The sequence below is a fragment of the Streptococcus sanguinis genome (genome assembly GCF_001078705.1).
Lineage (GTDB): Bacteria > Bacillota > Bacilli > Lactobacillales > Streptococcaceae > Streptococcus > Streptococcus sanguinis_D.
In genome coordinates this window covers 872697-897794 of record NZ_CDMW01000001.1, presented here as the reverse complement: position 1 = coordinate 897794, position 25098 = coordinate 872697, and the positions used below count along the sequence as shown (strand labels likewise).

24 protein-coding genes and 1 pseudogene are annotated in these 25098 nt (G+C 44.5%); 3 read left to right on the top strand and 22 right to left on the bottom strand.

Translation table 11 applies throughout. The features are described from left to right. Window positions 1-79: 79 nt before the first annotated feature. From SSV_RS04540 to SSV_RS04495, 10 genes are all read right to left on the bottom strand, one after another. Complete coding sequence (locus SSV_RS04540) at window positions 80-1153, bottom strand: hypothetical protein (RefSeq protein WP_072073858.1); 1074 nt, start codon at window positions 1151-1153, stop codon at window positions 80-82. Next, entirely contained in the window at window positions 1140-3623 is a 2484-nt protein-coding gene (locus SSV_RS04535; RefSeq protein ID WP_072073857.1) for a phosphoenolpyruvate synthase, read from the bottom strand. The genes SSV_RS04540 and SSV_RS04535 overlap by 14 nt, the downstream gene beginning before the upstream one ends. Next, window positions 3623-4522, bottom strand: a complete 900-nt coding sequence (locus tag SSV_RS04530) for a UbiA family prenyltransferase (RefSeq protein WP_072073856.1) — start codon at window positions 4520-4522, stop codon at window positions 3623-3625. Before SSV_RS04530 ends, SSV_RS04535 begins: the two co-directional genes overlap by 1 nt. Beyond that, complete coding sequence (locus tag SSV_RS04525; RefSeq protein WP_072073855.1) at window positions 4507-5379, bottom strand: phosphatidylserine decarboxylase; 873 nt, start codon at window positions 5377-5379, stop codon at window positions 4507-4509. Before SSV_RS04525 ends, SSV_RS04530 begins: the two co-directional genes overlap by 16 nt. Next, complete coding sequence (locus tag SSV_RS04520) at window positions 5372-6004, bottom strand: CDP-alcohol phosphatidyltransferase family protein (RefSeq protein WP_072073854.1); 633 nt, start codon at window positions 6002-6004, stop codon at window positions 5372-5374. Before SSV_RS04520 ends, SSV_RS04525 begins: the two co-directional genes overlap by 8 nt. Further along, the gene (locus tag SSV_RS04515; protein ID WP_072073853.1) at window positions 5991-8486 is read right to left on the bottom strand and encodes a PEP/pyruvate-binding domain-containing protein; all 2496 of its coding nucleotides are present in this window, start codon (window positions 8484-8486) and stop codon (window positions 5991-5993) included. Before SSV_RS04515 ends, SSV_RS04520 begins: the two co-directional genes overlap by 14 nt. 13 nt (window positions 8487-8499) lie before the next feature. Then, on the bottom strand, window positions 8500-9090 hold the full coding sequence (locus tag SSV_RS04510) for a CDP-archaeol synthase (protein ID WP_072073852.1): 591 nt from the start codon (window positions 9088-9090) through the stop codon (window positions 8500-8502). A 348-nt stretch (window positions 9091-9438) separates the two neighbouring features. Continuing rightward, window positions 9439-10440 carry a UDP-glucose 4-epimerase GalE gene (gene galE / locus SSV_RS04505; protein ID WP_176693561.1) on the bottom strand — a complete coding sequence of 334 codons (1002 nt, stop codon included), beginning with the start codon at window positions 10438-10440 and terminating at the stop codon, window positions 9439-9441. A 17-nt stretch (window positions 10441-10457) separates the two neighbouring features. Continuing rightward, window positions 10458-11969 (bottom strand): UDP-glucose--hexose-1-phosphate uridylyltransferase, encoded by a 1512-nt coding sequence (galT, locus tag SSV_RS04500; protein ID WP_072073851.1) that lies wholly within the window; start codon window positions 11967-11969, stop codon window positions 10458-10460. A 219-nt stretch (window positions 11970-12188) separates the two neighbouring features. Beyond that, window positions 12189-13367 (bottom strand): galactokinase, encoded by a 1179-nt coding sequence (locus tag SSV_RS04495; RefSeq protein ID WP_072073850.1) that lies wholly within the window; start codon window positions 13365-13367, stop codon window positions 12189-12191. A 206-nt stretch (window positions 13368-13573) separates the two neighbouring features. On the opposite strand from SSV_RS04495, the gene SSV_RS04490 reads away from it, so the two are divergent. Both SSV_RS04490 and birA read left to right on the top strand, forming a co-directional pair. Beyond that, window positions 13574-14575 (top strand): LacI family DNA-binding transcriptional regulator, encoded by a 1002-nt coding sequence (locus tag SSV_RS04490; RefSeq protein ID WP_072073849.1) that lies wholly within the window; start codon window positions 13574-13576, stop codon window positions 14573-14575. Between the two features lie 16 nt (window positions 14576-14591). After that, complete coding sequence (birA, locus tag SSV_RS04485; RefSeq protein ID WP_072073848.1) at window positions 14592-15527, top strand: bifunctional biotin--[acetyl-CoA-carboxylase] ligase/biotin operon repressor BirA; 936 nt, start codon at window positions 14592-14594, stop codon at window positions 15525-15527. Between the two features lie 54 nt (window positions 15528-15581). Here the strand turns inward: birA and SSV_RS04480 are convergent, their stop codons facing one another. The 10 genes and pseudogenes from SSV_RS04480 to SSV_RS04435 form a co-directional block, all read right to left on the bottom strand. Then, window positions 15582-15773 (bottom strand): DUF3272 family protein, encoded by a 192-nt coding sequence (locus SSV_RS04480; RefSeq protein ID WP_072073847.1) that lies wholly within the window; start codon window positions 15771-15773, stop codon window positions 15582-15584. Between the two features lie 38 nt (window positions 15774-15811). Further along, entirely contained in the window at window positions 15812-17482 is a 1671-nt protein-coding gene (dnaX, locus tag SSV_RS04475; protein WP_072073846.1) for a DNA polymerase III subunit gamma/tau, read from the bottom strand. Then, window positions 17482-17979 carry a GAF domain-containing protein gene (locus SSV_RS04470; protein WP_072073845.1) on the bottom strand — a complete coding sequence of 166 codons (498 nt, stop codon included), beginning with the start codon at window positions 17977-17979 and terminating at the stop codon, window positions 17482-17484. The genes dnaX and SSV_RS04470 overlap by 1 nt, the downstream gene beginning before the upstream one ends. 139 nt (window positions 17980-18118) lie before the next feature. Next, window positions 18119-19219, bottom strand: a complete 1101-nt coding sequence (locus SSV_RS04465; protein WP_072073844.1) for an alpha/beta fold hydrolase — start codon at window positions 19217-19219, stop codon at window positions 18119-18121. Between the two features lie 10 nt (window positions 19220-19229). After that, entirely contained in the window at window positions 19230-19640 is a 411-nt protein-coding gene (locus SSV_RS04460) for a helix-turn-helix domain-containing protein (RefSeq protein ID WP_008808897.1), read from the bottom strand. Window positions 19641-19815: 175 nt separating this feature from the next. Beyond that, window positions 19816-19944: pseudogene (locus SSV_RS04455) on the bottom strand (GAF domain-containing protein); the annotation flags it as partial. Window positions 19945-19973: 29 nt separating this feature from the next. Further along, a complete protein-coding gene (locus SSV_RS04450; protein ID WP_176693560.1) occupies window positions 19974-20807 on the bottom strand; it encodes an alpha/beta fold hydrolase in 834 nt (277 codons plus the stop codon). 18 nt (window positions 20808-20825) lie between these two features. Beyond that, window positions 20826-21449, bottom strand: a complete 624-nt coding sequence (locus SSV_RS04445; RefSeq protein WP_072073842.1) for a Type 1 glutamine amidotransferase-like domain-containing protein — start codon at window positions 21447-21449, stop codon at window positions 20826-20828. Further along, window positions 21446-22075: a class I SAM-dependent methyltransferase gene (locus tag SSV_RS04440; RefSeq protein WP_072073841.1), complete on the bottom strand. Its 630-nt coding sequence runs from the start codon at window positions 22073-22075 to the stop codon at window positions 21446-21448. Before SSV_RS04440 ends, SSV_RS04445 begins: the two co-directional genes overlap by 4 nt. After that, window positions 22072-22653, bottom strand: a complete 582-nt coding sequence (locus SSV_RS04435) for a GrpB family protein (RefSeq protein ID WP_072073840.1) — start codon at window positions 22651-22653, stop codon at window positions 22072-22074. The genes SSV_RS04440 and SSV_RS04435 overlap by 4 nt, the downstream gene beginning before the upstream one ends. 193 nt (window positions 22654-22846) lie before the next feature. Here SSV_RS04435 and SSV_RS04430 point away from each other — a divergent pair, with 193 nt between their 5' ends. Next, window positions 22847-23608, top strand: a complete 762-nt coding sequence (locus SSV_RS04430) for a DNA/RNA non-specific endonuclease (protein ID WP_072073839.1) — start codon at window positions 22847-22849, stop codon at window positions 23606-23608. A gap of 77 nt (window positions 23609-23685) precedes the next feature. Here the strand turns inward: SSV_RS04430 and SSV_RS04425 are convergent, their stop codons facing one another. After that, window positions 23686-24423 carry a DUF3307 domain-containing protein gene (locus SSV_RS04425; RefSeq protein ID WP_072073838.1) on the bottom strand — a complete coding sequence of 246 codons (738 nt, stop codon included), beginning with the start codon at window positions 24421-24423 and terminating at the stop codon, window positions 23686-23688. Beyond that, window positions 24420-25085, bottom strand: coding sequence for a SatD family protein (locus SSV_RS04420; RefSeq protein WP_072073837.1), 666 nt, complete (start codon window positions 25083-25085; stop codon window positions 24420-24422). The genes SSV_RS04425 and SSV_RS04420 overlap by 4 nt, the downstream gene beginning before the upstream one ends. Window positions 25086-25098 lie beyond the last annotated feature (13 nt).

Sequence of the window (25098 nt, the reverse complement as noted above, 5' to 3'; positions counted from 1 at the left end):
TTCAGTTTTAACTAAAAAAATTAAAAAACAAATCTTCGGTTAGAAAATCTGCTTTTTAAAATATGATTTACTTTGTTAGTCAGGAGTTCAAATTCAACTCAAAGAGACCATACTCATGCTTGTCTCCTAGCAATTCCGCTGCATAGTGGCGCGTGACTGTTTTTTGATGAATCAAGGCTCCAATAGCTGAGGCTTGTCGCTTCTGCGCTTCTTTAAAAATCGGATAGGCCAAGGCAGAGCCCAACCCCAAGAATTGCTCATCTACTCCTAGATACATAATCGTATAACGTTTGGGAAAACGCTTGGTCCAAAAAAGCTTGGCTAGGTTAAAAGGAGTCAGCTTTTGATAAACCAAAGAGCCATAGTCCGGCATGGCAATCAGAAAACCAGCTAGCTTGCCCTCCTTATAGGCCAGCTTAACCATAGAAAAATCAAGAATGTACTGGTATTTCTGAAAAATCTGACTGAACTGCTGACTGGAAATAGACCGATAAATCGGAAAATCTTGATAGAGGCGATTGAGGAGCTCAAAAACCTGCAGCGAGGCTTCTTCCCAGTCTTTCTTTTTGGGAGAGCAAATGGTGAAGCCCGCTTCTTCAAAAGACTCAAAACGATGAGCTAGCTTATCCTGATGAGTTTGATTGCTGACCTTGGGATAAAAATTGGATAGATAGCGCTCCTTGAGCTCAAAACCAGCAGCCTGCCACAGCTGGGGATAATAGGCTGGATTATGAGGTTCTCCAGTAAAAGGAAGCTCCTCTGTTCCAGTCAGCTGCATTCGATAGCCCAGCCAAAAACTTGCTTGTACGGGGCCGATTATCTTAATCGCTCCGAGACTGCGGGCAAAACCTACTAAATGCTTGATAAAAGCAGATGCAATCCTCTGGTCATTGATTGACTCGAAAAATCCCAAGTAAGCAGCCTCATCACCTGAATAAAAGGTCAAAAGTCCTCGAATACAAGTCTGACTGTCCTCATAGCCAATAAAGGCATAGGTATCTAAGTCACAACTCAGCGGGTGACTGCCTTCAATCAAAGCCAGCTCTTCCTCTTCCGACAGCATGAGGTGGTCTGGCCGGTAAATCTGCTTGGGCAGGGCTAGAAAATCGTCCAGCTCTGCAGTATTGGGTTTGACTGGTTTAATTTCCAGCATGGTCTTCCTCCTTGATCAGTCGAATCTTGCCAGTAAGGCCATCCATCTCAATCCAATCGCCATTTTGCAGCTGACTGCATGCGCCTCTGACATTGACAATGGAAGGAATACCTAACTCGCGGGAAATAATGGCCGTGTGCGAGAGCAAAGACCCCTGCTCGGCAATGACACCCTTGGCTTGAGTCAGAAGATAAACCCAGCCCGGATCGGTCATCTTGGTCACGATAATCCGGTCCTGAGCAGACTCAATCTCCTGCACATCTTCCACGACCAAAACCTGAGCCTTGACGCAGCCAGGTGAGCAGCCAATCCCTTGTAAGTCTTGATTGCCCGTATTATGACTGCTGGTACGGTTTTGCGGTTTCAGATATTTCTCAAAGACCTTTCCAGCAAAAACATAGCGACTAAAGGTTGGCAGTTCTTTATCAGCCTCCAACTTCTCTCGACGCTCGGCTATCAAGCCGCTAACATCTCTGGGCGTTCTGGTAAGCTCAAACAATTCTTCCTTTGTCAGGTAAAAAACATCATCTACTGTAGCTAAGTGGCCTTGCTCGGCTAATTGCTGCCCAAGCGTTCGGAAAATCTGCCGCATCATGCCGTAGATTCGTGTTCGGTTTAAGCGGGAGCTTTCCCGATATTTAACACCAGTCATGGCTCGCTTGCGAAGAAAATTCGTCCACCAGCCTGATTTTTGCACTTCTTCTTCAAGTTTCTGAGGGACCAACTTCTTCTCCTCTTGCTGGCACATTTGCAGCAGGAGCTTGAGCAGACGCTCTGGGTGCGTTCGGAAGGTTGGTGTTTCTAACTTCAACTCTTCCGGAGCCCGATCACCAAATTCATGGATAAAATGGACTATTTCTTTGACCAAAGGATGCTGGCGACTTAGAAAGACTGCTGGGCTTTCAGTTTCCATAGCCTGTCTAATCTCTGCATTTTCTTCTGCTTTCAGCTGAGCTGTTAAAGCCTGCAGAGCCAAAGCCGGCCGCATGCTTTCAATCTGCTCAATTCCCGCAATCTCAGCCTGAACCGCTCCGCCGCGACGCGACTTCTTCAGGAGTCCAGTATAGACAAAAGCATAGAGGTCATTGACCAGCGTAATGTCCCAGTGAGCCAGAATATCCTCCTTTAGCTTGCTTACCAAGGCAATCAAGGTCTCTGCATCTGCATCGGGAGAAAAGCTTGCTTCGTATTCTAGCTGAATCTGGGCAAACTGCTCTTCCAATTGCCGCATTTGCTTGGGTGCTGTCCAAAACTCTCGGATGATACGGAGCATGATTTGCAGGCGTTTGAAAGCAGACAAGTGCACCGGCATCTGAGGCACCTCTGTTTCTCTCACTCCCAGCATATCCTGCCAGATAGGAATAATTTTCTTCGAAAAAGGTAAAAGCTGCAGCAGCTGATACCAGCTCTGAATCTGGTAATATACTCGACTGTTGACCGGCTGCAGCATATTTTGAAAGGTGGCTTCATAGGCAGCCAACTCAGGGGCATCCTTGCCAACCAAGCGTTGAGCCAGGCTTCGGAAAATGCTGGCATAAGCCTCCTGGATAAAGCTAATGGTCAGAGGACTAGAAACGCCCGGATAGCTCTCGACAATGTTGCTGTTATCCAGAATAACCCGCTGTCCCTCTGGCAAGGTAGTAATAGGTCGTGCTTGCAAAAGATAGAGCTGGCCATTGGCGAAGGTAAATTCCATATCCATATAAGGTCCGAAAAGCTGACTTACCTGACTCGCCAAGGCCTGTAACTCCTCGAGTTGTTCCAATGATACGCCTGGTGAGTCCTCCGTCTGCTCTGTATAAAAGAGCTGATCCTTGGGATGGAGCGTCACCATTGTTGTAGGAATCTTATCCTCCACAATCTTATTGCCCAAGCCACGACCGATGACAATGATGTGCTCGTTCAAAATGCCCTTAGGATTAGCCGTGAAGTAAATCCCAGACAAGTCTCCCTCCTGCATGACCTGCACAAGACAAATCATCTGAGACTGTTTTAAAGACAGGCCTTGCTCAAATAAATAACTAAGAGCCGACTCCTGATAAAGAGAGAGCAAGGTCGCTTGTATGGCTTCTTTAAGTCCATCTGGCTTCACATTGAGTTGGCTCTCAAACTGACCGGCAAAGGATGAGGCCTTCCCATCCTCAATGGTTGCTGATGAGCGAACTGCAAAGCGGCAGTCTTTCTGAGAAAACTCCCGCCGAATCCAGTTTTTTGCTGCTGTCAGATCTTCCTGCGCAAACTGCTCTTTAGCCCAATCCTGCAATTGCTGACTGAGTTGGGACAAGTCCAACTCTCCAGACCGATAAGCTTCTTCCATCCGCTCCAAGTCAGCAAAGCTGGCAGATTTTTGAAAAAAGTCAAAAGCAAACACTGCAAAATCAGGAACCGGCAAACCAGCAGCCTGCATTTTCAGCAAATGATAGGCCTTGCCTCCAACCTGGTCAAGCCCTGTCTGCTTGATTCTTTTCATCAAAGTACCCCCATCAAGAGATAAACAGCAACGGACAGAACCATGGTCGTCTCCGTGATATAGGTATAGCGCTCCACCCGCTCCCGTATATTAAAGCGAGTCGGATCCTTGATAAACTGCTCAAACTGGACGGTCATCCAGATGACATTCAGCACCAAGACTACCACTCCGACACGGGAAATATTCCAAAGGAGAACGAAATTGGTCAAGATATCCAGCAGCGTCACGACCTCGATGAAACGAGTAGCTTTTTTGTAGCCAAAGAGTTTAGAATAAGTCACATACTCGGTCTCGTCTTTTGGTGCCCGAATCTTGCGGCAGACTTCCCAGATCAGACTTGGGAAATACATGGTAAAAGCCAGCAAGACGGTCGGCAGGGACAAGAGAGGCAGATTGTACTTGTAGCAGACAAAGGAGATAGTATAGAGATTCAAAATCATCATGACCGGATTATGGGTCACTAGAGCTAATGGCAAGGAATTTTGAATCTTGTCACGCTTGAAGAACCAGAAGGACATGAGGGTTCCGTAGATATAGAGAAAGAGGAACCAGCCGATATTGTTCATAAAGAGGATATTGAGAAGTACAGATACAGCTACGATAAAGCTGAGGGCAATAGCCAGGTCCTTCTTTTTCACTCGGCCAGATGGCAGAGCTCGATGAGGAAAGAGCCGCCTGTCGGTCTCGTAGTCCTTGAAATCATCTGCAATCCGCAGAATCATCAGAAAGACAAAAATCGTAAAAATTCCGATCAACTCCTGATGGTCAAAGTGAAACTTGGTCACTCCGTCATTGAGCAAGAGGACAAAATAAATCTCAAAAAACATGATAGCAGCCACAAAAAAACGCGGCAGCAAGGGAAACATTTCCTTATAATAAACAGCTAATCGTTTAAACATAGCTTTTCTCCAATCTTTTCACCCATTTGAATCTGGGTTTCTATTCCAAGGTCTGAGTAAGTCAGGATATCCTGATCCAAGCGAATCGTGCATGCTGGATAGAGGACAAGGATGGTTGAGCCGCCCAGACCAAAGCAGCCCTTCTCCTGTCCCCTGACCAAATGCTCCTGACTGTGATTGTATATTCTTCCGACCAGAAGTGCCCCTACTTCCATCTGCAGGACAGGTCCTAGGTCGGTATCTAAAAGACAGTATTCTCTTTTATTTTCCTTATAAATCAAGCGCCGCTTCTGGGCTACTTGCCTGACCGTATGCAGGCGGCCCTTGATTTTTCGTCTTTGGGTAATTCTGCCGGATTCAGCAGCCAGATAGCGGTGCAGGTCTTCTACTCCCAAGCGATAGACAAGCGCTGTTCCGCCACTGAACAACTGAACCAACTCTTCATCCAGCAGTAAGTCAGCTAGAGTATAAATCTGACCCTTAATCGTCAACTGTAAGTCCAGACTGATGGTAAAAGCCTCTAGCTTGGCATCTGCCACTGCCAGGACTTGACTGTCAGGACAGACTGGACGCAGAGCGGGCTTGATTCTCCGCTGGAAGAAAGCCGCAAAACAAGAATAGGGGCCATCTTCATGGTCAGCTAGATCCAGCTGATAATTTTCCACAAAAGCTGCTATTTTCTTGCGAGAAAAAGGAGTGTAGTCTTTCAAAGTCAGAAGATAAGACAGGCTAGGTCGGGTCAAGATAGGCAACAAGATGCGGCCCCAAGCAGTACCATAAAGCTTGTCTAACAGACCCGCCTTGTATTCTGTCGGTTCAACTACTTGGCCAGTCCTTCTCTGATAGACCTTAACCATGCGGGAGAACCCCCAGACCAATCAGACTTGCAACAGCTAAAATCGCAAAGACCAGATAGGCCAGCTTATTTGGCTTGGGAATTCGGCAGTTGTAGACAAATAAGAAGGTCAGCAAAAGAGACAAGCCCAGCCACACCCAGGAAAAGAGACCAGGCGCCAGCCATTGACAGACCAGATAGGTCAGAGGAAAAAATAGGGCACTGTAAGTCACGGGCAAGCCGATAAAATAAGCGCCCGATCCTTCATCATGCTTAGCCAAGCGATTAAAATGAGCCAAGCGCGTAACTGCAGCTAAGACATAGAGGACAGCCAAGATGATATTGGCCGCTCCCAAGGGCAGCTGAGTCATGAGGAGAACAGACGGAAGAGACGCAAAGCTAATCATGTCGCAGAGCGAATCAATCTCAATACCGAAGCGCTTCTGACTTTCAGTCCGCTTCATCCGTCGCGCCACGACACCGTCAAAGAGGTCACAGATACCGCTAACGATAAAAGCCATCATGGCTAGCCGCAGCTGGGACTGAATGATGGCATAGACTGCCAACAGTGCAAAAGCAGCACCCATATAGGTCAGGATAACAGATTTGTCGTATTCACCGATAAACAAAGGTTCATTCTTCTTCATGAATTCTTATTTCTCCTCTTCTTCCATCTAAAGTTACCATCATGCCAGTTTCTAGCAGCTGAGTTGCATTCTTAGCGCAGACCAGAGCTGGAATCCCGCATTCCCGAGCGACAATGGAGGCATGGCAGAGAACTCCACCGTACTCTGTCACAAGACCGCCTAGAATACCGAAAACATAGCTCCAACCCGTATCTGTATAGCGAGTGACAAGAATTTCTCCCGGTTCAATCGTCTCAATATCAGCCAAATCCAAGAGAACTCGAACCCGACCGGTTACTTGACCGCTGCTGGCTGGCATTCCCGTCAGCAGAGCCTGACTCTCATAGGCCACTTCTTCCAGTCTCATCTCTTTGTCGGTCAAATCACCGACTGGCTCAAAATTCCGATAGGCCTGGCAATAACGCTGATTATCAGCCGCTTCTTCTTGAAGCTGGTCGGCAGTCTTTTGCCCTTCCATAAAGGCAGTCAGACTTTCTTTCTTAATGTAAAAAATATCTTGAGAATCTTTCAGAAAGCCTTGCTTTTCATAGGCTCGGCCGAGTTTGAGGCTAATCTGACGAATGAGGTGGTAATAGCGCGTGGAAATATCCTTGAACTCCTCTCGCCACCAGAGCAAGTTCCGCAGGTCTTGACTGATTTTTTCAATTTTTTTCTGCTTGGATCGAGATAGATGAGCCAGATCCAGCTCAGACTCTGAGACAGGACTGAGCGAAGCTTTGGCAGCTTGATAATACGCTGAATCAGCAACCAACTGCTGAACCGCTGTCAGCACCTGATGAGCATCTTCTTCGTAGCTTGGCACTCGCAAGTCCAGCTCCCGAGCTGAGTGATAGCCAAAGTCCTTTTGAAGATCCTGAATCTTGATGAAATCTGCTCGCTCAGGATATTGTGCAGTCAGTTCCTGCAATTCTTCCATCGATAGCTTCAACCAGTCGTCTAACAGCTTCTCCTCTGCCAAAATAAGATCCGCAGCTTCCAGCATCCGAGCCAAAGGCTTGGTATGAGAAACATTTCCTAACTTAGCTATCAGCTGGAAAAACTCATCAACCGTCAGCCATTTGAGGAGATTGGTCTTTTTCATAGACAGCTGGATCGTATTGATGTAGGCCTGCCAGAAATAAGTTCCCTCACTGTCTAAATAAGCCTGATTTAGCACCAACTGCCAAAGACTCTCGACCTGCTGCAGTGGGCTTTGGTCGTCTAGTTCTCGTATTTCTTGATTCAGGCGGATAAATTGCTGACGCAGCTCTTGCAGCTTGTCTGGCGCCTGATGCAGAAAAGCCTTAGTTACTTTTTGCGTTTTTAACGCTACCCGCAGGAAATTCAAGAGCAAGGCTGGACTTAATTTGCTGGTAAAACCTTGACCTTGGTAGTCTTTATTGACTCCCAGCTCATCATCAAAGTCTCGCTCAATATAGCCCGGAATCTGCTCCATACCTTGCTTGACCACTCCTAAGTTCCAGAAAGGCCGAGCATAATGGAGACGCATCAGTGGAGGCATCACACCTTCAGGCTCTAGGCCAATTGCCAGCAAAAAGCTGGAGAGTGCCTCTTGCCAAGAGTGGCGATAAAGGCTCCACATCAGGTTTGGACAGGGCTGAGCCGCCACGCCTCCATCCCGAAAATTTGCTGTTGTCCAGCGGCCACTGTCGATTTTAGTTGGTACTGTTGTAATGGGCCGAGCCTGCAGCAGATAGACTTGCTCTTGTACAGCGCACCACTCAATATCCATAGGTCGACCAAAATGCGCTACAATCTCCAAAACCTGGGCATGCAGCTTCTGCAAGACTGCCAGAGGCATTTCAACTTTCTCAAACTGCCTCCAGTCAGGCTTGTACCAAGAAAGAGTCAGCTGCTCAGGATTAACTTGACCGCTAACCAAGCTCTCAGCTGAGCCTTTTACATACTCCAACAGCATGGTTTGGTCCTGGTTAGTCGCTACGTCTAGGGAAAAGCAGACGCCGCTGAAGTCAGGCTCTATCTGCTCTTGAATCAGTACTGCCATGGCAAAATCTTGCTCTGCCATACCCTGACGTTGCCAGTAGGCCAAGGCTTCTGGATTAAAGAGGGAAAGCAGACAAGAACGAATGCCCTGCTCAATTTCTGACAGTGTCCGGCAGTCGCCAATCGAGTCATATTGACCGGCAAATGACATGGCCTGTCCGTCTTCTAAAAGGGCACTGCTGCGAACGATATAAACTTGATTTTTCTGACAAAAAGCTGCTAACTCCTGTAGCCAAGCTGACTCCAAAGGATATTGCTGCAGACGCTCCGCAATTTCCTCCTTGCCCAGTTTGATTAACTCTTCAAGTCCCTGTTTTGAATATTCTAGCAGAGCCGCTCTTAGCCAAGCCATTACTTGGTCCGCAGGCAAAATCAAACCCTTAGGAACTGAAAGCCCCAGCTGCCAGAGACTGATTAACTGATTGATTTTACCGCCATAGACAGCCGAAGGCTCTTTTTCCAGCCATAGTTCTTTCATCAAAACTCCCATCTCACATACGATTTTTTCTAAGCTTAGCCCAGTAGAGCAGGCGATTGACTCCTAGATGCGTGCCCGCCCCTAGGATGAGTATGCCCAGCATCTGCTGCCAGGACAGAGGGATATAGAAAAGCAAGAAAATAATACAGCCAATCAAGGAATCTATCTGGTCAATCCAGATAAAAGTCCATTTCCAGCCATTCTCTGCCGTCTTGCCCTCTCTGATTTCCAAACGGCGCTTGATGAAGCTATTGGGCAGCTCAAACAAAACATAAGCCAGCCCCAAAAGAGCCCCAAAAACCAGATTAAAGAGCACGGTATTTTCGTAGAAGGCATAAACCAAGTGCAGCTTCTCTAGGGTGGGAATACCCTTTAAGAGCAAGCCCCAAAGGATCTGGGCCAAAGCTCCCCAGACAATCATGCCTAGAAAGCCTTTCCAGGTCTTGTTAGCCCCAAAAAGCCTCTTCCCATCCTTTAACATCAGCCCAGCATCCATGGGTCGATATGCCGCCTCTAACAGTGAAGACTTGCAAAAGATCATATTCAGAACTCCAGCCAGAATGACCGGCATCAGGGTGATATATAAGGCAAGAATCGAGTGCATACTTATTTCCTATTCTTTTTATGAAAATCAGTTTGAAAAGATTAAGAGACTTCTCAAACTTTTATGGCTTCATTATATCATAAGTCTCTAAAGCCCTTACACAACAAACTGTCAACATCTGTCTCATCTGATTGTGGTACAAAAATTCGTTATTCTAAAATGTTGTTTCCCGTCGCATCTGTAACTACTTGATTTCTCAAGACATATTAAGAGTTAGTAGCAACTAAACAAGATTGCAGATAATATGTCAATCAATCTTTCTTTTATTATAAAAGGCTTTTAAAAATTTGTAAAGAAGAGCTTCATGTTTCAAACCAAAAAACCAGCCTTTCAAGCTGGTTTGTCAGTTTATTCTCTGTCATCATAGCCATTTGGATGACTGAAATGCCATTTCCAAGCGGTTTCGATAATGGTTTCGATATTGTCAAATTTCGGTTGCCAGCCCAGAACATTTCTTGCTTTCTCAGAGGAAGCAATCAGCGTATCCGGATCCCCTGGGCGCCGCTCTGCTATTTCCAAAGGAATAGGATGTCCGGTCACCTTTCGTGCCGCTTCTACAATCTGCAAGTTGGAAAAACCAGTCGAAGAGCCAAGGTTAAAGGCATCTGAAGGCTGTCCGGCACGAAGATGCTCAACAGCTAGAATATGGGCGTCAGCCAAGTCGAAAGGATGGACATAATCGCGGACATTGGTCCCGTCCGGAGTATCATAGTCATCGCCAAAGACGGCAATCTTCTCACGTTTGCCCTGAGCTACCTGAAGCACAATAGGTAAGAGATGGGTTTCAGGTCCGTGATCCTCGCCGATTGAGCCGTCGGGTTTGGCACCGGCCACATTGAAATAACGCAGAGCTACAAACTTGATGCCATAGGCCTGGTCCGCCCAGCGCATAATGGTCTCCATCATGAGTTTGCTCTCACCATAAGGATTAATCGGCTTTTGCGGAGTCGTTTCCAGAATCGGCACTTCCTCAGGAATGCCATAAGTCGCAGCAGTTGAAGAAAAGACAATGTTTTTAACGCCGCATTCCTGCATGACCTCCAAAAGAGAAACCATGCCGGCTGTGTTATTGTCAAAATACTTGAGCGGATCCGACATAGACTCTGCCACAAGTGAAAAGGCAGCAAAGTGAATGACTGCATCGATGGATGGATGTTTGGCAAAAACGCCACGCATAAAATCCTTATCAGCTAAATCACCCTCATAAAAGACTGCTTGCGGATGGACGGCTGCCCGATGACCGGTCACCAAATTATCAACGACGACTACCTCTTCCTTGCCTGCCGCTACCAGACGGTCTACCATGTGCGAGCCGATATAGCCAGCTCCACCTAATACTAAAATTGCCATAAAACTTCCTTTCCCTGTTACGCTAGATTCATTATAACACATTTCCTAGGGCTGGATGCCAAAACGGATTGGACGAAGCGCATGAAAGCCTCCTGACCCTCCTCCGTTCGCTTGTAAACTCCCGCATCTTCAAGTACTCGGCTGAAAATTTGTCCAACCGAGGCCTGAACTACTCCTTCCACTGTCTCAGCGGTAACATCTGGATTCTGGTCTTTGAGTTGATTGGCCCACTCCTGATGATAGGCAGCAACCTGACAGTCTTCTCCCAGCAAGAAAAGTTCCACCTGCTTGAGTTCTTCCTTGAGCCGAGGCGGCAGAATAGCCAGTCCCATGACCTCAATCAGACCGATATTTTCTTTCTTAATATGCTGCACATCCTTATGAGGGTGATAAATGCCGTCTGGATGTTCTGGGGAAGTTTGATTGTCCCGCAAGACCAAGTCTAGCTCAAAAGATCCATCTTTTCTGCGCGCAATCGGTGTGATAGTATGGTGAGGCTCACCCTCAGACTCTGCCAAGACCTGCACACTCGGGTCAGAATAAGTCTGCCAAGCTTGCAAGATCTTGTCAGCCAACTCAATCAACTGCTCCTTCTTCTCAGACCTTAGACGAATAACGGACATAGGCCACTTGACAATGCCTGCCTCCACCTCTTCAAAGCCGCTAAAGGTAAAGCTGCAATCCAGCTCTGCTATTTCCATAGGGAAGGTGTGACGTCCGCCCTGATAGTGGTCGTGGGTCAGGATAGAGCCACCGACAATCGGCAGATCGGCGTTGGAGCCTACGAAATAACCCGGAAAGGTCTCCACGATGTCCAGCAGGCGCTCAAAGGTCAGCCGACTGATAGCCATGGGAAGGTGTTGGCTGTGCAGAAAGATGCAATGTTCATTAAAGTAGGCATAGGGCGAATACTGGAAGCCCCACTCCTGTCCAGTCAAGTCAAATCGAATAATCCGATGATTGGCGCGGGCTGGGTGGTCCAAGCGGCCTTGGTAGCCTTCATTTTCCATGCAAAGCTGACAGGCTGGATAATTACTATTCTTAGCCTTTTTAGCTGCTGCAATTTCCTTTGGATCCTTTTCTGGCTTAGAGAGATTGATGGTGATTTCCAAATCTCCATATTCAGTCGGCACTTTGAAAGCAATGTTTTTAGCAATAGCCTTGACCTTGATATAGTCATTCTTTTGACTAAGCTGGTAAAAATCAGCTACAGCTTGCTCGGGATTGGAGGCATAAGTCGTCCATAAGTCCCGATTGAGCTGGCTAGGGGCAGGTGTAATCAAGTCCATGAGTTCAGCTCCCAGTATATCCTGCTCAGCCAGAGTATCACCAATCTTGCCATTCTTCACAGCCACAGCTACCAAGTCATCCTTAAGGTCAATTAGCTGCTCAGCCTCAGTCTCCTGCTCTGCCACTGCCTCTCCGACTAAAGCCATGACACGATTGCTCAGATAGATAGTATCCATTTCCTCAAAAGTGCTATTGTCAATCACTGCTGATACAAAAGCATCCAGTAACTTCTTGGACATAGTTCTTCCTTTCTCTTGCTAGTAAAGAGAGTGGGACAGAAATCGGTAATTCGTTAGAATTCGATTTCGTCGTCCCACCTCCACACAGTTGATTAGGGCTGTAAAAGCTGATGAAATCAGCGTAATAGAGCCCACTCAACCACTGCGTCTTGCTCGACAATCCAAAGACAATTGAGAGGCTAGGACTTTTGTCCCAGACTCAAGTTCCTTTTCTGTGATTTAGTCCAGCACCCGGCTTCCGCCAGCTACTTCTGCAATGTAAAAGCTAGGGGCATAGCCGACAACTTCTTGATACTTGCGACCAACATTTTCTTTGAAAGATTCCACCGCATTCTTACCAACTAAAGCAATGGCGCAGCCACCGAAGCCTGCTCCGGTCATACGAGCCCCTAGAACACCTTCTTGCTCCCAGGCCGTGTGAACCAAGGTGTCCAGCTCTAGACCTGTCACTTCATAGTCATGTTCCAAAGAAACGTGGGAAGCATTCATGAGACGGCCAAACTTTTCAAGATTGCCTGCCTGCAAAGCTGCCTGTGCTTGCAAAGTACGTTGATTTTCCAAAACAGCATGGCGAGCCCGTTTGAGACGATTTTCGTCCTCTATCAGATAGCTATACTCGTCAAAGGACCACTCGTCCAACTCACCCAAGGTAGTGATAGACAGCTTACGATTGAGTTCTTCAACAGCTTTTTCGCACTCTGCCCGACGTTCATTGTACTTAGAATCCGCCAACTCCCTACGCTTATTGGTATTCATAATCACTACGACATTGTCCTTGAGATCAAGCGGCACCAAATCATACTCAAGAGTATTGGTATCTAAGTAAATAGCCCGCTGGTTAGCTCCCATTCCGATAGCAAACTGATCCATAATGCCAGAATTAACCCCGATAAATTCATTTTCAGTTAATTTACCGATTTTCACTAGGTCCAGACGTTCCAACTGCAAGTCAAAGAGTTTCTCAGCAATGATACCAGTTAAGAGCTCTAGTGATGCAGAAGACGACAAACCTGATCGGTTGGGAATATTTCCATAAACATAGACATCCATTCCTCGGTCAATCGTATGGCCTGCCTTCTGCAGAAAATACAGAACTCCTTTCGGATAGTTGGTCCAGTCATGCTCAGGCTCAAAGTGCAGGTTTTCCAGCGGCACTTCTATAATACCTTTTTCTTCAAAATTCCCTGAGAAAAATCTCAAGAGCTGGTCGTCCCGCTTGCGAGCTGCTCCATAAGTTCCTAGAGAAATTGCTGCAGGAAAAACATGGCCGCCGTTGTAGTCGGTATGCTCACCAATCAGATTGATCCGACCGGGTGAAAAGAAAGTGTGATCCGCTTCTACTCCAAAAACCTTGGCAAAATCTGCGCGGACTTGCTCCGCTGAAATTAGGTTTGACATAAGCTAAACTCCTTTAAAATGAATGATCGACATTGTAATCGTTTTCTTATATTTATTATAACTGTTTCCGAGTAAAACTTCAATAAATTTAGTAAAATTTTACTTAATTAAGTGCCACAATAATATTTACTAAATTCTTCTTTGTTATTTACTAATTTTTGAGTTATAATTTATGTAGACAGTAAATTGAAAAAGGACCAAATCAAATGGCTACTATCAAAGATATCGCACAGACTGCTGGTGTTTCTCCCGCAACTGTCTCTCGGGTTTTGAACTATGACAAGTCCATGTCTGTCAGTGATGAGACACGTAAGAAGATTTTCGATATCGCTGAACAGCTCAACTACAAAAAAACCAAAAGACAGAAAAAGACTGCACCTCAGACCCATCGCATTGCTATCGTCGAATGGTACACTGAGCTGGAAGAGCTGGATGATCTTTATTACTACTCTATCCGCCTAGGCATTGAAAAGAAAGCCCAGGAACTGGGCTATGATATCGTGCGGATTTTCAACAACGACTCTCTAAGCCAGCTAGAACAGATTGACGGCATCATTGCCATCGGAAAATTCAGCAGCAAGCAAGTCAAGGAGCTAGAGCAATACAGTTCTGCCCTGGTTTTCGTGGACAGCGATACACTCGACCAAGGCCACAGCTGTGTGACAACGGACTTTGAGCATGCCGTTACTCATGTTCTCGACCATTTTCTTCAGCAGGACATTCGAGAAATCGGTATGATTACTGGACGCGAAGAAACTACAGACGGAACGACAAGTCTTGACGATCCGCGCTTGGCCTGCTTCTGCCGTTACCTTAGTGAAAAAGGTCTCTATCAGCCGGCCTATGTCAAGGTTGGCAAGTTCTCCTCAGAGTCTGGCTACCAGCTGATGAAAGACATGATTGACCAGCAAAAGGAACGGATGCCCAAAGCACTCTTCATCGCCAGCGACGCTTTGGCAGTCGGTGCCCTCCGTGCTCTTCAGGAAGCGGGAATAGCTGTTCCCCAAGATGTCCAGATTATTTCCTTTAATGATACATCCATTGCCAAATATGTCTATCCGCCCCTCAGTACTGTGACAGTCTTTACAGAGGATATGGGCAAGCAAGCTCTGCAGATGCTGGACCAGATGATTAAAACTGACGAAAGCTCCATTCCTTACATGATTAAGCTCTCTACCAAGCTGACACTAAGAGAAAGTAGCCTTTAAGCTAGAAAGACCGCCTATGAAAACCTACGAAAAACTCTTTAACATCCTCAGCCAAGCTGACGACTATGTCAACGGTGAAAAAATAGCCCAAGAATTGGGCATTTCACGAACTTCTATTTGGAAGGCCATTCAAAAACTGGAGAAAGAAGGCATCCAAATCGAATCCGTCAAGAACCGAGGCTATCGATTGACAGCGGGTGACTTACTAATTCCTGATTGGATTGAGGAACACTCACCTGTTCAGGTCTCCTTTAATCCTGACTGCCAGTCCACTCAGATGGATGCCAAGGCTGGCATGGAGGCCGGACGCCCTGCCGACACTCTCTATCTAGCCGCTGCCCAATCTGCTGGCCGTGGCCGTTTCGGTCGTGCTTTCTTCTGCCCCAGCCAGGGCGGCTTTTACATGTCTCTCCACCTCAAGCCCAACCTCCCCTTCGACCAGCTCCCCTCCTATACAATCTTGACCGCAGGAGCTATCTACAAGGCAGTAAAAAATCTAACCCTTATAGAGGTTGATATCAAGTGGGTCAATGACATTTACTATCGAAACAAGAAAATTTCCGGCATCCTGACCGAGGCTACGACTTCTATTGAGACAGGACTCGTCACCGATGTCATCATCGGTGTTGGCTTTAATTTTTTCATTACAGACTTTCCAGCCGACATCAAAGAAAAAGCCGGCTCTCTCTTTGAAGAGAAACCAGCCATTAGTCGCAATGAGCTCATTGCAGAGATTTGGAAATGCTTCTACGAAAGTGACCCAGAAGAGCTCATCTATCTCTACAAGCAGCAATCCTTGGTGCTGGGACGGCAAGTAAGCTTCAGCCAAAAAGGCGCAGACTACCAAGGTTTGGCCAAAGACATCTCAGACAGCGGGCAACTCTTAGTCCAGCTGACAGATGGTCAAGAAATCTGGCTCAACAGCGGTGAAGTCTCGCTAAACAGTTGGTAATCAGAAAAATTCATTTCAAAAGGACTGAGTCTTAATGACTCAGTCCTGTTTTCATTATTTCGGTCCTAAATGTTTATCGATTTCATCCACAATCCGCCCCATGACATAGGAAATCTGCAGATTGCGCAGCACTAAAACGGCCAAGAAAGCAGCCATAAAATAGCGCCCCGCCATGATAGATTCATTGAAAAAATAGGTTTCTAAGGCCGTAAAAACAGCCATTACAATAAATTGTCGTCTGTTCATAAATTTATTATAACACGAAAAACTAGAAAAATCTTTTTTTAGTCCTCTTGAATGGTAATTTTTTCTGCTAAAAAGTCAAATCCCTCTGGAATCAAGCTTTCCTCTTCCTTCTCTTCAGCCTCTGCCTTGCCATTGCGGCTGCGAGCTGAAAAGTCCGCCCGAATCTTGGTCCACTCTTCTAAGGAAATAGCCAAAATCTCTGGTGAAAATCCTGCCGCATTGCTGAGGATATTACCAAACATAGTATTGAGATTGTCCCGCTTCATGGTCTGCTCAGCGTTGAAATTAGACCCAAAAGCTAAGATAGCATGGCTTTCATTGGCTGCCACTGGCTGCGATCCTGCCAGCAAGGCCTTATCAGCTCCAGCCAGACTTTCGATAATCTCAGCCCAAGCATTCTGCAGCTTAGTCAGGTTGCTGCGAGCCAGACTAGGATTGTCAACAGCCTCTTCTAGGATGGCATTGACCTTATTGCGGTCTGCTCGGTAGCCCTTAGATTTCTGCGGTCGAATATCCGAAGTTTTGACAGCTGCTGCAGGTTTTCCATTGCCATTAGCCAGCTGCTGTTTAAGACTATCTATCTCTTGTCTCAGACCCTTGAGCTCATCAGCTAGATTATCCGGAATCGCTGGCGCTGCAGGAAGACTGCTAGTCTCTGCCAGTCGAATGGTCATCATTTCTGTATAAATCTTGGGCTGCAGGCTGTTCTTGATGTCTGCCAAACTCTTGGTCGCCATATCGATCATGGCAAAGAGAGTGTCCTGCGGTGTCTTGAGGTTTTCCAGAAAGAGCTCACTAGCATGATGATTCTCCCCGCCAGTTTTGACAATGATTAGGTCACGTAGATATTGCAGGAGGTCCGTCACAAAACGGGCCATATTTTTGCCGCTATCAAAAATCAGATTGAGATTATCCAAGGCTGCTACTGCATCATGAGAAATCAAGGCTGCTACATAGGCATCCAAGGCTCCTAAGCTGATGGAGCCAGTGATTTCTTCAGCTATGTCTGTAGTCAAACGATTTTCCTGAGTTAAGCTAAGAGCCTGGTCAAGTATAGATAGGGCATCCCGCATACCGCCCTCAGCTCGACGGGCAATAATCTGCACACCTTCTTGCTCAAAATCAATACCTTCCTGCTCTAAAATCCACTCAATATGACCAATAATGTCCTGCGTCTTGATAGACTTAAACTCAAAACGCTGGACGCGAGAAAGAATGGTCGCTGGAATCTTATGCAGCTCTGTCGTCGCTAGGATAAAAACCACATTTTCCGTTGGCTCTTCCAAGGTCTTAAGCAAGGCGTTAAAAGCCCCAGTCGAGAGCATGTGGACCTCGTCAATGATATAGACCTTGTGCTTGGCAAGACTGGGTGCATAGGTTGACTTGTCCCGAATGTCACGAATCTCATCTACCCCATTATTTGAAGCAGCGTCGATTTCGATGACATCTTCAAGGCTCCCCTCAGTAATGGCCTTACAAATATAGCAGTCATTGCAGGGCTCGCCGTCCTTTTGATTCGGACAATTCATAGCCTTGGCAAAAATCTTGGCAACGCTGGTCTTCCCTGTTCCACGAGGACCAGAAAAGAGATAAGCATGACTGATTTTCCCTTGCTCCACAGCCTGCCGCAGGGTGGTGGCCACTACTTGCTGACCCACTAGCTGTCCAAAGGTCTGACTGCGGTATTTCCGATATAAAGCTTGATACATTAGGCTTTTTCTCCAAACATTTCAAAATTCCAAGTCGTTTTTTCAAGCAAAATCTGAACAAACTTTTCCAGATATTCGTGATCTACCTTATCATAATCACCCGTCAAGGATGAGTCCAAATCCAGCACTCCAAGAAGGCGACCGTCTTTTACCATGGGCACCACAATTTCGCTTTTCGCTCTGCTGTCACAGGAGATATAGTTGGCATGCTGAGTCACATCATCTACGATGATCGTCTCTTCTTTCTCCGCAGATTCCCCACAGACACCCTTGCCCAGCGTAATATGGACACAGGAAACACCGCCCTGAAAAGGCCCCAGAATCAGCTCATTTCCATCAAAAAGATAGAACCCAGTAAAAACAGAATTGGGCAGTGCTTGATTGAGCAGGGCGCTAGCGTTCGACAAATTTGCCAAAGCATTGGTCTCACCCTCCAACAAGGCTTCCAACTGAGCCAGTAAAAGTTGATAATTTGAAATTTTTTCTTTTGTGTTCATAGAGTCTATTATATCAAAAAAACAGTCTGATGACTGTTTTTGAAATAAAAATAAGAAGTACAACTAAAATAAACTTTAAACTTTTCGTCAAGTGAAAATCCCAATAGATAAAGCAAAAACATCTCTCACCTTTAAGATTCTATTTACACCTTTTTTGTAAATCATCAATCGCCCGAATAAAAATCTCAGGTTTTTCAGCATGAATATCATGCCCACTCTTGATATTATCTATTAGATGATTGTTCAACAAAAGTTTGTCTACTCGCTTAGCATCTTTGTCATCCATAGCACTCAAGAGAATCCCATTTTTATCATAGTAATTTTTCTGATTCAAAGGCCGAGCCACATGAAGCAATATAGATGGACATTGAACTTTTTTCAAGATTTCTTCCTGTTCAAATCCCTTGAACCAAGAAAAATCATAAAATGTTGAGCCAAAACGAAGATCGTAATCTCCTGTTCCATCCTGTAAATTAGCTGTTAAGTCATAGATGAGATTCACTTGTAATTCTGGCGGATAGTACCAAATTCTAGGAATCTTTCCTGGATGATTTTTCATATAGTTCAGAGCTGGTTTTTTGACAATTTTATTAAAATTTTCCTCACCAAAAAGTTTTTTTAAATAAGTATGTTCTAAAAAATAGGCAGTATAATTTTTTTTACCGCTTTTTAAGAAATCATACATATCTTTAAATCCTAACCAAGAAAAAGTAGAAAGTGCTCGACTAGGCTCTGTTGAAAAGAACGGTGCATCTTCTATCAATAGTCCTCTAACAGTATCAGGAGCTAGTGCAGCTACCATTGTTGCCAGAAGCCCTCCTGATGAATGTCCTGAAATGAACACAGGAGCTTTTATAATATTATGAATAAACCAAATGAAATCCTGACTATTTTCCAGTGCTGAATATTTAGCAGGATTTTTACTAGACCCACCATGTCCATAACAATCTACTGCATATACATGATATCGCTTAGACAATTCTCCAAAAACCTTGGCGTAGTCCTCCCAAGATACTTGCTGGCCATGGATCAGGAGTAAAGGGGGACCATTTTTGGGACCTTCGCCATAATTTATAAGAGATCCATCTGGTAAAGTCACTTGCTTTTCTATCATCCCAGCTTGTCGGATATATTCAAGATTAGCCTTATCATAGTGAAGATTACGATAAGCAAACCACCCTGCACTTACCAATATAACAGCTATCAATATCAAAATAACTAACATCATTTTCCTTTTCATTCATTGCCTCCTACTTTTCTGAAAAATACTTAGGAGTTTCTAGAAAAAAATTCGGATCTAATAACGCCAATCCTTGATTTTCATCTCCTAGCAAAAGAAGCTGATCTCCCGCTTTTATTTGAAAAATATTTCGTGCCCGAGGGGGTAAGTGGATTTCACCACGCTCTCCCACCGTTACTGTTCCAAAAATATATTTCCCTTTGATACTAGGAGTTGTCAATAAATTGCTCTCTAAATGTACTAGTTCATCCAAACTCACATCAAAATAATCAGCTAATTGAGAGGAATAAATCACATCTGGAACGCTTTCTCCTGCTTCCCATTTTGCTATAGTCTGTCTTGATACACCTATTTCCTCGGCCAGTTTTTCCTGAGAAATATTCTCTCTTTTTCTTAAAATAGCAATATTTTTAGAAATCATTTTTTAATCTCCTTTTTATGATTACACTGTTAGTATAGCAAAAAAGCTGGTTACTTCAACCAAGCTTTTCTTACTTTTTATAGACCTTTTGTTAAAAATCGTAGCAAAAATACTTTATTACTCCTCCAAAACTTTCACTTCTTCACCCTCCACAAGCAAAGCTTGGTGATTATTAAGGCAAAGCTTGATTGAGCAAGGCGCTAGCATTGGAAAGATTTGCCAAAGCATTGGTCTCACCCTCCAACAAGGCTTCCAACTGAGCCAGTAAAAGTTGATAATTTGAAATTTTTTCTTTTGTGTTCATAGAGTCTATTATATCAAAAAGCCGGTCTTTCAACCAAGCTTTTCTTTAATTTTGTTATCCAAAAATTCATCAATCAGTCTATTTACAACATCGGGTTGGTCGGTATTAGAATTATGCCCCGCCTTATCAATCCATTGAACATACTTCCCAGTATTTCTTTCATAGGCCTTCAAATATCGTATACAAGACCCTGCACGATCTTCTTTTCCACATATAACCAATTGTGGACATTTTACTTCATAAGATAGCTTCTTCTCTACTGCTTCTGAAAATATCTTATATCCGTATCCCGCAAGACGAGCATACCTTTCTTGATCGCCATCATAAACCATCATCATATCATACATCAATTTTCTTCCATAGTCTGTTGTTGATACGCTTTTAGGGCCTGATTTTAAAAGAGATTTCCATGGATAGATTCTATAAATTGCCTCCATATTTTTTAAGAGCCACAATTCCATAGCTGTATAATACTTCCTTTGAAGGGATGGTGAATCGATCGTAACAAGACCTTTTAATTTCTCAGGAAAAAGTTGAGCATAAACCTGTCCTACATATCCTCCCATTGACTGACCAATTACTATTGGATTTTCTATTCTCTCTTTGACAAATATTTCATCCAGCCAAGTTGCTAAATCAAATAAAGTAAAATCGAGACGGAATGGATTAGATGAAGCGTGTCCAGGTGCGTCCCAAACCAAGACTCTATATGTATCTTTAAAATATTCTATTTGTTTTTCAAATAACCTATGGTCAGCGGTTAATCCAGGTAAAAAGATAAGAGCACTTTTTGCTGACGCATCCATATCATTTGTCCAATAGTGAATGACTCCACTTGATGTTTCGTATGTCTTTTCAATCAAAATACTACACCCGCATTCTTATTTATTTTCCACCAAAACCTTCACTTCCTCATCCTCCACCAGCACTGCTTGGCGATTATTAAGGGGCAGCAAATTAAGCTTGTCTCCATAAGTATTTAGGATTGCCTGAGCACTTTCAGCAAAGGGTTCTTCGCCAACATGAGGCAGGACATAAAAATCCACCTCGCTTAGTGCCTCTGTATCATTCAGTTCCTTAGCAACCGCCTTATCGTCCATAATCTTATTATAGTCAATGTCCTTGGCTGTGATGATAGCACCAGCAGATTCGCCCACATAAACCATGCCATCCGCAATCTGCTCTTTTATCAAAGACAGAAGTTGCCTTTTCTTTAGTTCTTGCAGAAGATAAAAAGTATTGCCGCCAGAGACGTAGAGGAGCTTGCTTTGGAAAATTTTGGCCTGAGCCGTTTCTATATCACAAGCTGAAATATCCAAGACCTCTACTTGAAATCCCAAGTCCGCAAATGTTTGCAGGGCTTCGTCAATATAACCTCTGTATTCTTCTACATTTCCAGCCGTCGGGATAAAAAGCACATGTTTGCCCAATTGCTTTTCAGACACATATTGTCCGAACAAGTCCTTGACTCCCGCAAAATAAGAACATAAAAATAATTGTTTCATAGGATACCTCCTTGTTTTTTAACGATCTTATAAAGAATCAATTGTTCCTTTCTTTGACTATCGATGAGATGCAGGTCCAAATCTGTCAAATAGTTTTCCAGTTTTTCTTGCTTTGTAAAGTCTGGTAGGTAATAAACTAATTTGCTCCATTCACATGCCAGTAAGATGATTCCATCTGGCTTAAGTATCCGCTTAAGTTCTAGGAACGCTTGAGTTAGATTTGACCAATGAAAATGGGTCTGAAAGGCTACAATCAAATCAAATTCCTCAACCGGAAGATTTGTTTTCTCAACATTTTTCACCTCGAAAGATAGGCCAGGCTCAGACAATTCTTCAGCTGATTTGATGGCTGTAGTTGAAATATCAATCCCCAAAACTTGGCTATCAGGAAAGTGCATTTTCAAATACTTCGAGGATGCTCCATTTCCAACTCCAACATCCAAAATTGAATCAAATTGTTTCTTATAACCCAGCTGACTGACCGACCAAAAAACCATGGGCATATAAACACGATTCCACAATTTCATCATCCATAAGCCGACAAAACCTGATGGTTTCTTAGATTGGTAAATTAAGTAAGGAAAAGCCAGAATAATCATAAGGCCAATCATTGCTAGATAAATCATCTGTCTTCCCTCTCGTATCTTCTGCCATAAAGCTTTTTAGCTTTCTCTGTATGGTTCTTGATAAAATCTGTTTTCGCCTCTGTATAGGCATCACGATTGTGCTCATATTGCTTCCACAAGGACAGCTTGATCTTTTCATAGTCTTTGGCTACAGTAGGATGTTCCTGTAAATAGTCTCTAAAGTAAAGCTCATCATGATCACCCTCATAGCGCAGATGCAGATGGAAAACACGCTCCGCAAAACCGTTCGGTGTGTAACCTTTATTAAATGACATCCGCCCTTGGCTTTCTGACATAAGCAGATAACCATTTTGCAGCAGCAAGTCTCTCATTACTGCCATATCTGCCGCTTTAGGAATTTCCAGCAAGATATCCACTATAGGCTTGGCCCAGATGGTCTCTACCGATGTCGACCCAATATGACTAATCCGAACCAGCTGATTTGCAGGCAAAAAACTCAAAAGCCGAAGCCGTTCCTCCGCATACCAGTCTTTCCACTCATCCTGATGCTCTCTTAAAAAAATCGGAAAAAGCTGCCACAGCTCCTCGAGTGACATTTCCTCTAAAGTTGGACTCATAAGCACCTCCTTAGGTAATTTATACAAGCGTTTTCTCTAGTTATGATTATAGGAGAAATACACATCCTAGTCAAATCTTGCACTTATTGAACAAATATTTATTTTTGTAATATTTTTGAAAAGTTTCAGTTGTCAAACAATCTATTTTTTAGTAGAATGATGTCGGAGATATATTATTTAAAAGGAGTTCTTTATGAAAAAGTTTAGGTTTGGCACTTGGCTTGTCCTGTCAGCCGGCTCTTTGTTGTTACTTTCACAGGCTCTTCCTGCAGAAAATGTTGCTGCGAATCAGAAGAACCAGATTAAGGTCCAGTTGCTTAACCATAGCGATGAAACAGCTATCGGCACTCTGGAGTTGAATGGAGAGTATCAGCTAAAGCTTGGGAAAAAGGACAAGTACGGTCGGGCTACTGCTGCTCATGTTCAGATGCAGGAGAAACACAAAGCCAAAAAGAAAAAGGAGACCAAGGTCACTTACAATCCCATCGGTTGGCACAATTACAAATTTTACTACGGAAATGGAGATTATCGGGCTTGGCTCATGAATCGAGCTCATCTGATTGGCTTCACTTTCAGCGGCCTCAATAACGAAGGAAAAAACCTCGTTCCGATGACTGCTTGGCTCAACTCTGGCAGTTTCCAAGGACTGGACGACAATAACCCAGACAGCATGCTCTATTATGAACATCGCTTGGAGCGCTGGTTAGAGGAAAATCCAGATTATTGGCTGGATTACAAGGTTACTCCGATTTACACGGACAATGAGCTTCTTCCTCGCAAGATTGAGCTCCAGTATGTCGGGCTTGACGCAGAAGGAAATGTTGTCAGCATCCAGCTAGGGGGCAAGGAAACAATAGACGAGGACGGAATGTCTCATGTCCTCTTGGACAATGTTTCTCCAAATGCAGAGATTGACTACCAAACAGGCACTGCTGTCAATACCATGATTGAGTAGAATTATAGATAAGAACACAAAAACAGACCATCATTCGTGCTTAGCATAATAATGATGATCTGTTTTTTTATTTACTTTTACCAATACAGACAGCCGTAAACCAGCAGGACTGCAATCATACTGAACAGCGAACCAATCAGGTAGTATTCAGCAAAGGACTGGCTTTCTGAAATCTTATTATAGCGGGCGATAGACTTAGCTGTAAAAACTAGCCCAATGGCAGTAAACTGCCCGAAAATAAGAGAAAGTCCCATAATCAAGCGCTCCAAAATCCCAATCATGGCACCAGCCCCCGCAATAGTATCTCCACTGTCTTCTCCAGCCTGATACTTGCTGAAGAAGAGTTTAAAGAGGATATTAATCGGCTTACCAGTCAGGGCGAAGAAAAAGAGAGCCTGCAGCATGAGATAGCGCTCAGACAGCCAATTAGGAGCTGGAATTTGCTGCTGCCCTAAGAGAAAATAAAGAGCAAAAATACTAATCAAATGCAAGATCTGATCCAGTAAAAAGGCTGACTTTTGAACATGATGCCGGACAATCAAAGAATTCAGCCTATACTTCAAGAAGTCAATAAGCGCATGACTGAGCCAGACCAAGAGGAAATATAGCAGATACTTAGGGAAAATTATCCCCAAGAGCAACAAGGGTAATAGAACAATTCCCAAATGGAGAATCAAAAAATTCAACCGCCGGCTTTTAAGGTCGGCCATTTTCTGACTTTGAAGCTGAAAATCAGCTAGTACATGAGCCAGCAAAGTCAAAACAAGAATCGGATTCTGCATGAAAAATTCTGAAAATCCCAAAAAATTTGTCATTCTTCAGCCTCCTTTGCTGCCTGTAGAATCATTCTCATAGCTAAACGGCGATTTCTCAGATAGATCTTCAGACCAGACGACTTAAGCCGCTTACTAAGCGCACTGGGACTAATCTGCAACAGCTCTGCTATTTCTCCATGAGAAAAATTCTCGTCATAGATATATTCCATGAGCATCCGCTCCAGAACTTCTCTCTGACTGTTATTCCACTTACTCTGGATGAATGAAGTAGCTGCCAGCACCGTATTGACCGCCTGACTGAGTTCTTCCTCTCCCAAGGATACAGCTATACGACTGCTACCGTAGTCGTTCTTCTCATGAATAGCCTCAATGGCTGCGCGCGCCCTCCAGTAAGCCGGACCGTCCGCACCAATACTCTGCTCCCGATTAATATCCGTCACAATCTCCCCCAGACCAAGTCCAAAGCGAATCGGATGAGGAAAGCCCAAGGCAATCTGATCAAGGAGCTGCATGATCTCTGGATTAGGCCGCAGCAAAGCCTGAAACTCATCTCCAGTCGTTACCGTGAAAGGCGACACCAGATAATCCTGATAATCCTGATTTAGCGCTGCCATCATGTCCTGCAGGTCCTTCTGGGCCTGCTTACGATTTTTCAGCTGTTTGGATTCAATTAAATCTCCAATAAGAGCAATATAAAGCATACTAACCCCCTTT

Bases quoted from the DNA above. Each gene is read 5' to 3' on its own strand.
- SSV_RS04440 (WP_072073841.1), bottom strand. From the start codon at position 22,075: ATGATTTATCTAGCAATGATTGGCCTTATGATTATTCTGGCTTTTCCT.
- SSV_RS04460 (WP_008808897.1), bottom strand. From the start codon at position 19,640: ATGATTTCTAAAAATATTGCTATTTTAAGAAAAAGAGAGAATATTTCT.
- galT (WP_072073851.1), bottom strand. From the start codon at position 11,969: ATGTCCAAGAAGTTACTGGATGCTTTTGTATCAGCAGTGATTGACAAT.
- SSV_RS04490 (WP_072073849.1), top strand. From the start codon at position 13,574: ATGGCTACTATCAAAGATATCGCACAGACTGCTGGTGTTTCTCCCGCA.
- SSV_RS04530 (WP_072073856.1), bottom strand. From the start codon at position 4,522: ATGTTTAAACGATTAGCTGTTTATTATAAGGAAATGTTTCCCTTGCTG.
- dnaX (WP_072073846.1), bottom strand. From the start codon at position 17,482: ATGTATCAAGCTTTATATCGGAAATACCGCAGTCAGACCTTTGGACAG.
- SSV_RS04435 (WP_072073840.1), bottom strand. From the start codon at position 22,653: ATGAGTCCAACTTTAGAGGAAATGTCACTCGAGGAGCTGTGGCAGCTT.
- SSV_RS04420 (WP_072073837.1), bottom strand. From the start codon at position 25,085: ATGCTTTATATTGCTCTTATTGGAGATTTAATTGAATCCAAACAGCTG.
- SSV_RS04445 (WP_072073842.1), bottom strand. From the start codon at position 21,449: ATGAAACAATTATTTTTATGTTCTTATTTTGCGGGAGTCAAGGACTTG.
- SSV_RS04535 (WP_072073857.1), bottom strand. From the start codon at position 3,623: ATGAAAAGAATCAAGCAGACAGGGCTTGACCAGGTTGGAGGCAAGGCC.
- SSV_RS04540 (WP_072073858.1), bottom strand. From the start codon at position 1,153: ATGCTGGAAATTAAACCAGTCAAACCCAATACTGCAGAGCTGGACGAT.
- galE (WP_176693561.1), bottom strand. From the start codon at position 10,440: ATGGCAATTTTAGTATTAGGTGGAGCTGGCTATATCGGCTCGCACATG.
- SSV_RS04515 (WP_072073853.1), bottom strand. From the start codon at position 8,486: ATGAAAGAACTATGGCTGGAAAAAGAGCCTTCGGCTGTCTATGGCGGT.
- SSV_RS04520 (WP_072073854.1), bottom strand. From the start codon at position 6,004: ATGAAGAAGAATGAACCTTTGTTTATCGGTGAATACGACAAATCTGTT.
- birA (WP_072073848.1), top strand. From the start codon at position 14,592: ATGAAAACCTACGAAAAACTCTTTAACATCCTCAGCCAAGCTGACGAC.
- SSV_RS04495 (WP_072073850.1), bottom strand. From the start codon at position 13,367: ATGTCAAACCTAATTTCAGCGGAGCAAGTCCGCGCAGATTTTGCCAAG.
- SSV_RS04465 (WP_072073844.1), bottom strand. From the start codon at position 19,219: ATGAAAAGGAAAATGATGTTAGTTATTTTGATATTGATAGCTGTTATA.
- SSV_RS04430 (WP_072073839.1), top strand. From the start codon at position 22,847: ATGAAAAAGTTTAGGTTTGGCACTTGGCTTGTCCTGTCAGCCGGCTCT.
- SSV_RS04525 (WP_072073855.1), bottom strand. From the start codon at position 5,379: ATGGTTAAGGTCTATCAGAGAAGGACTGGCCAAGTAGTTGAACCGACA.
- SSV_RS04425 (WP_072073838.1), bottom strand. From the start codon at position 24,423: ATGACAAATTTTTTGGGATTTTCAGAATTTTTCATGCAGAATCCGATT.
- SSV_RS04470 (WP_072073845.1), bottom strand. From the start codon at position 17,979: ATGAACACAAAAGAAAAAATTTCAAATTATCAACTTTTACTGGCTCAG.
- SSV_RS04480 (WP_072073847.1), bottom strand. From the start codon at position 15,773: ATGAACAGACGACAATTTATTGTAATGGCTGTTTTTACGGCCTTAGAA.
- SSV_RS04510 (WP_072073852.1), bottom strand. From the start codon at position 9,090: ATGCACTCGATTCTTGCCTTATATATCACCCTGATGCCGGTCATTCTG.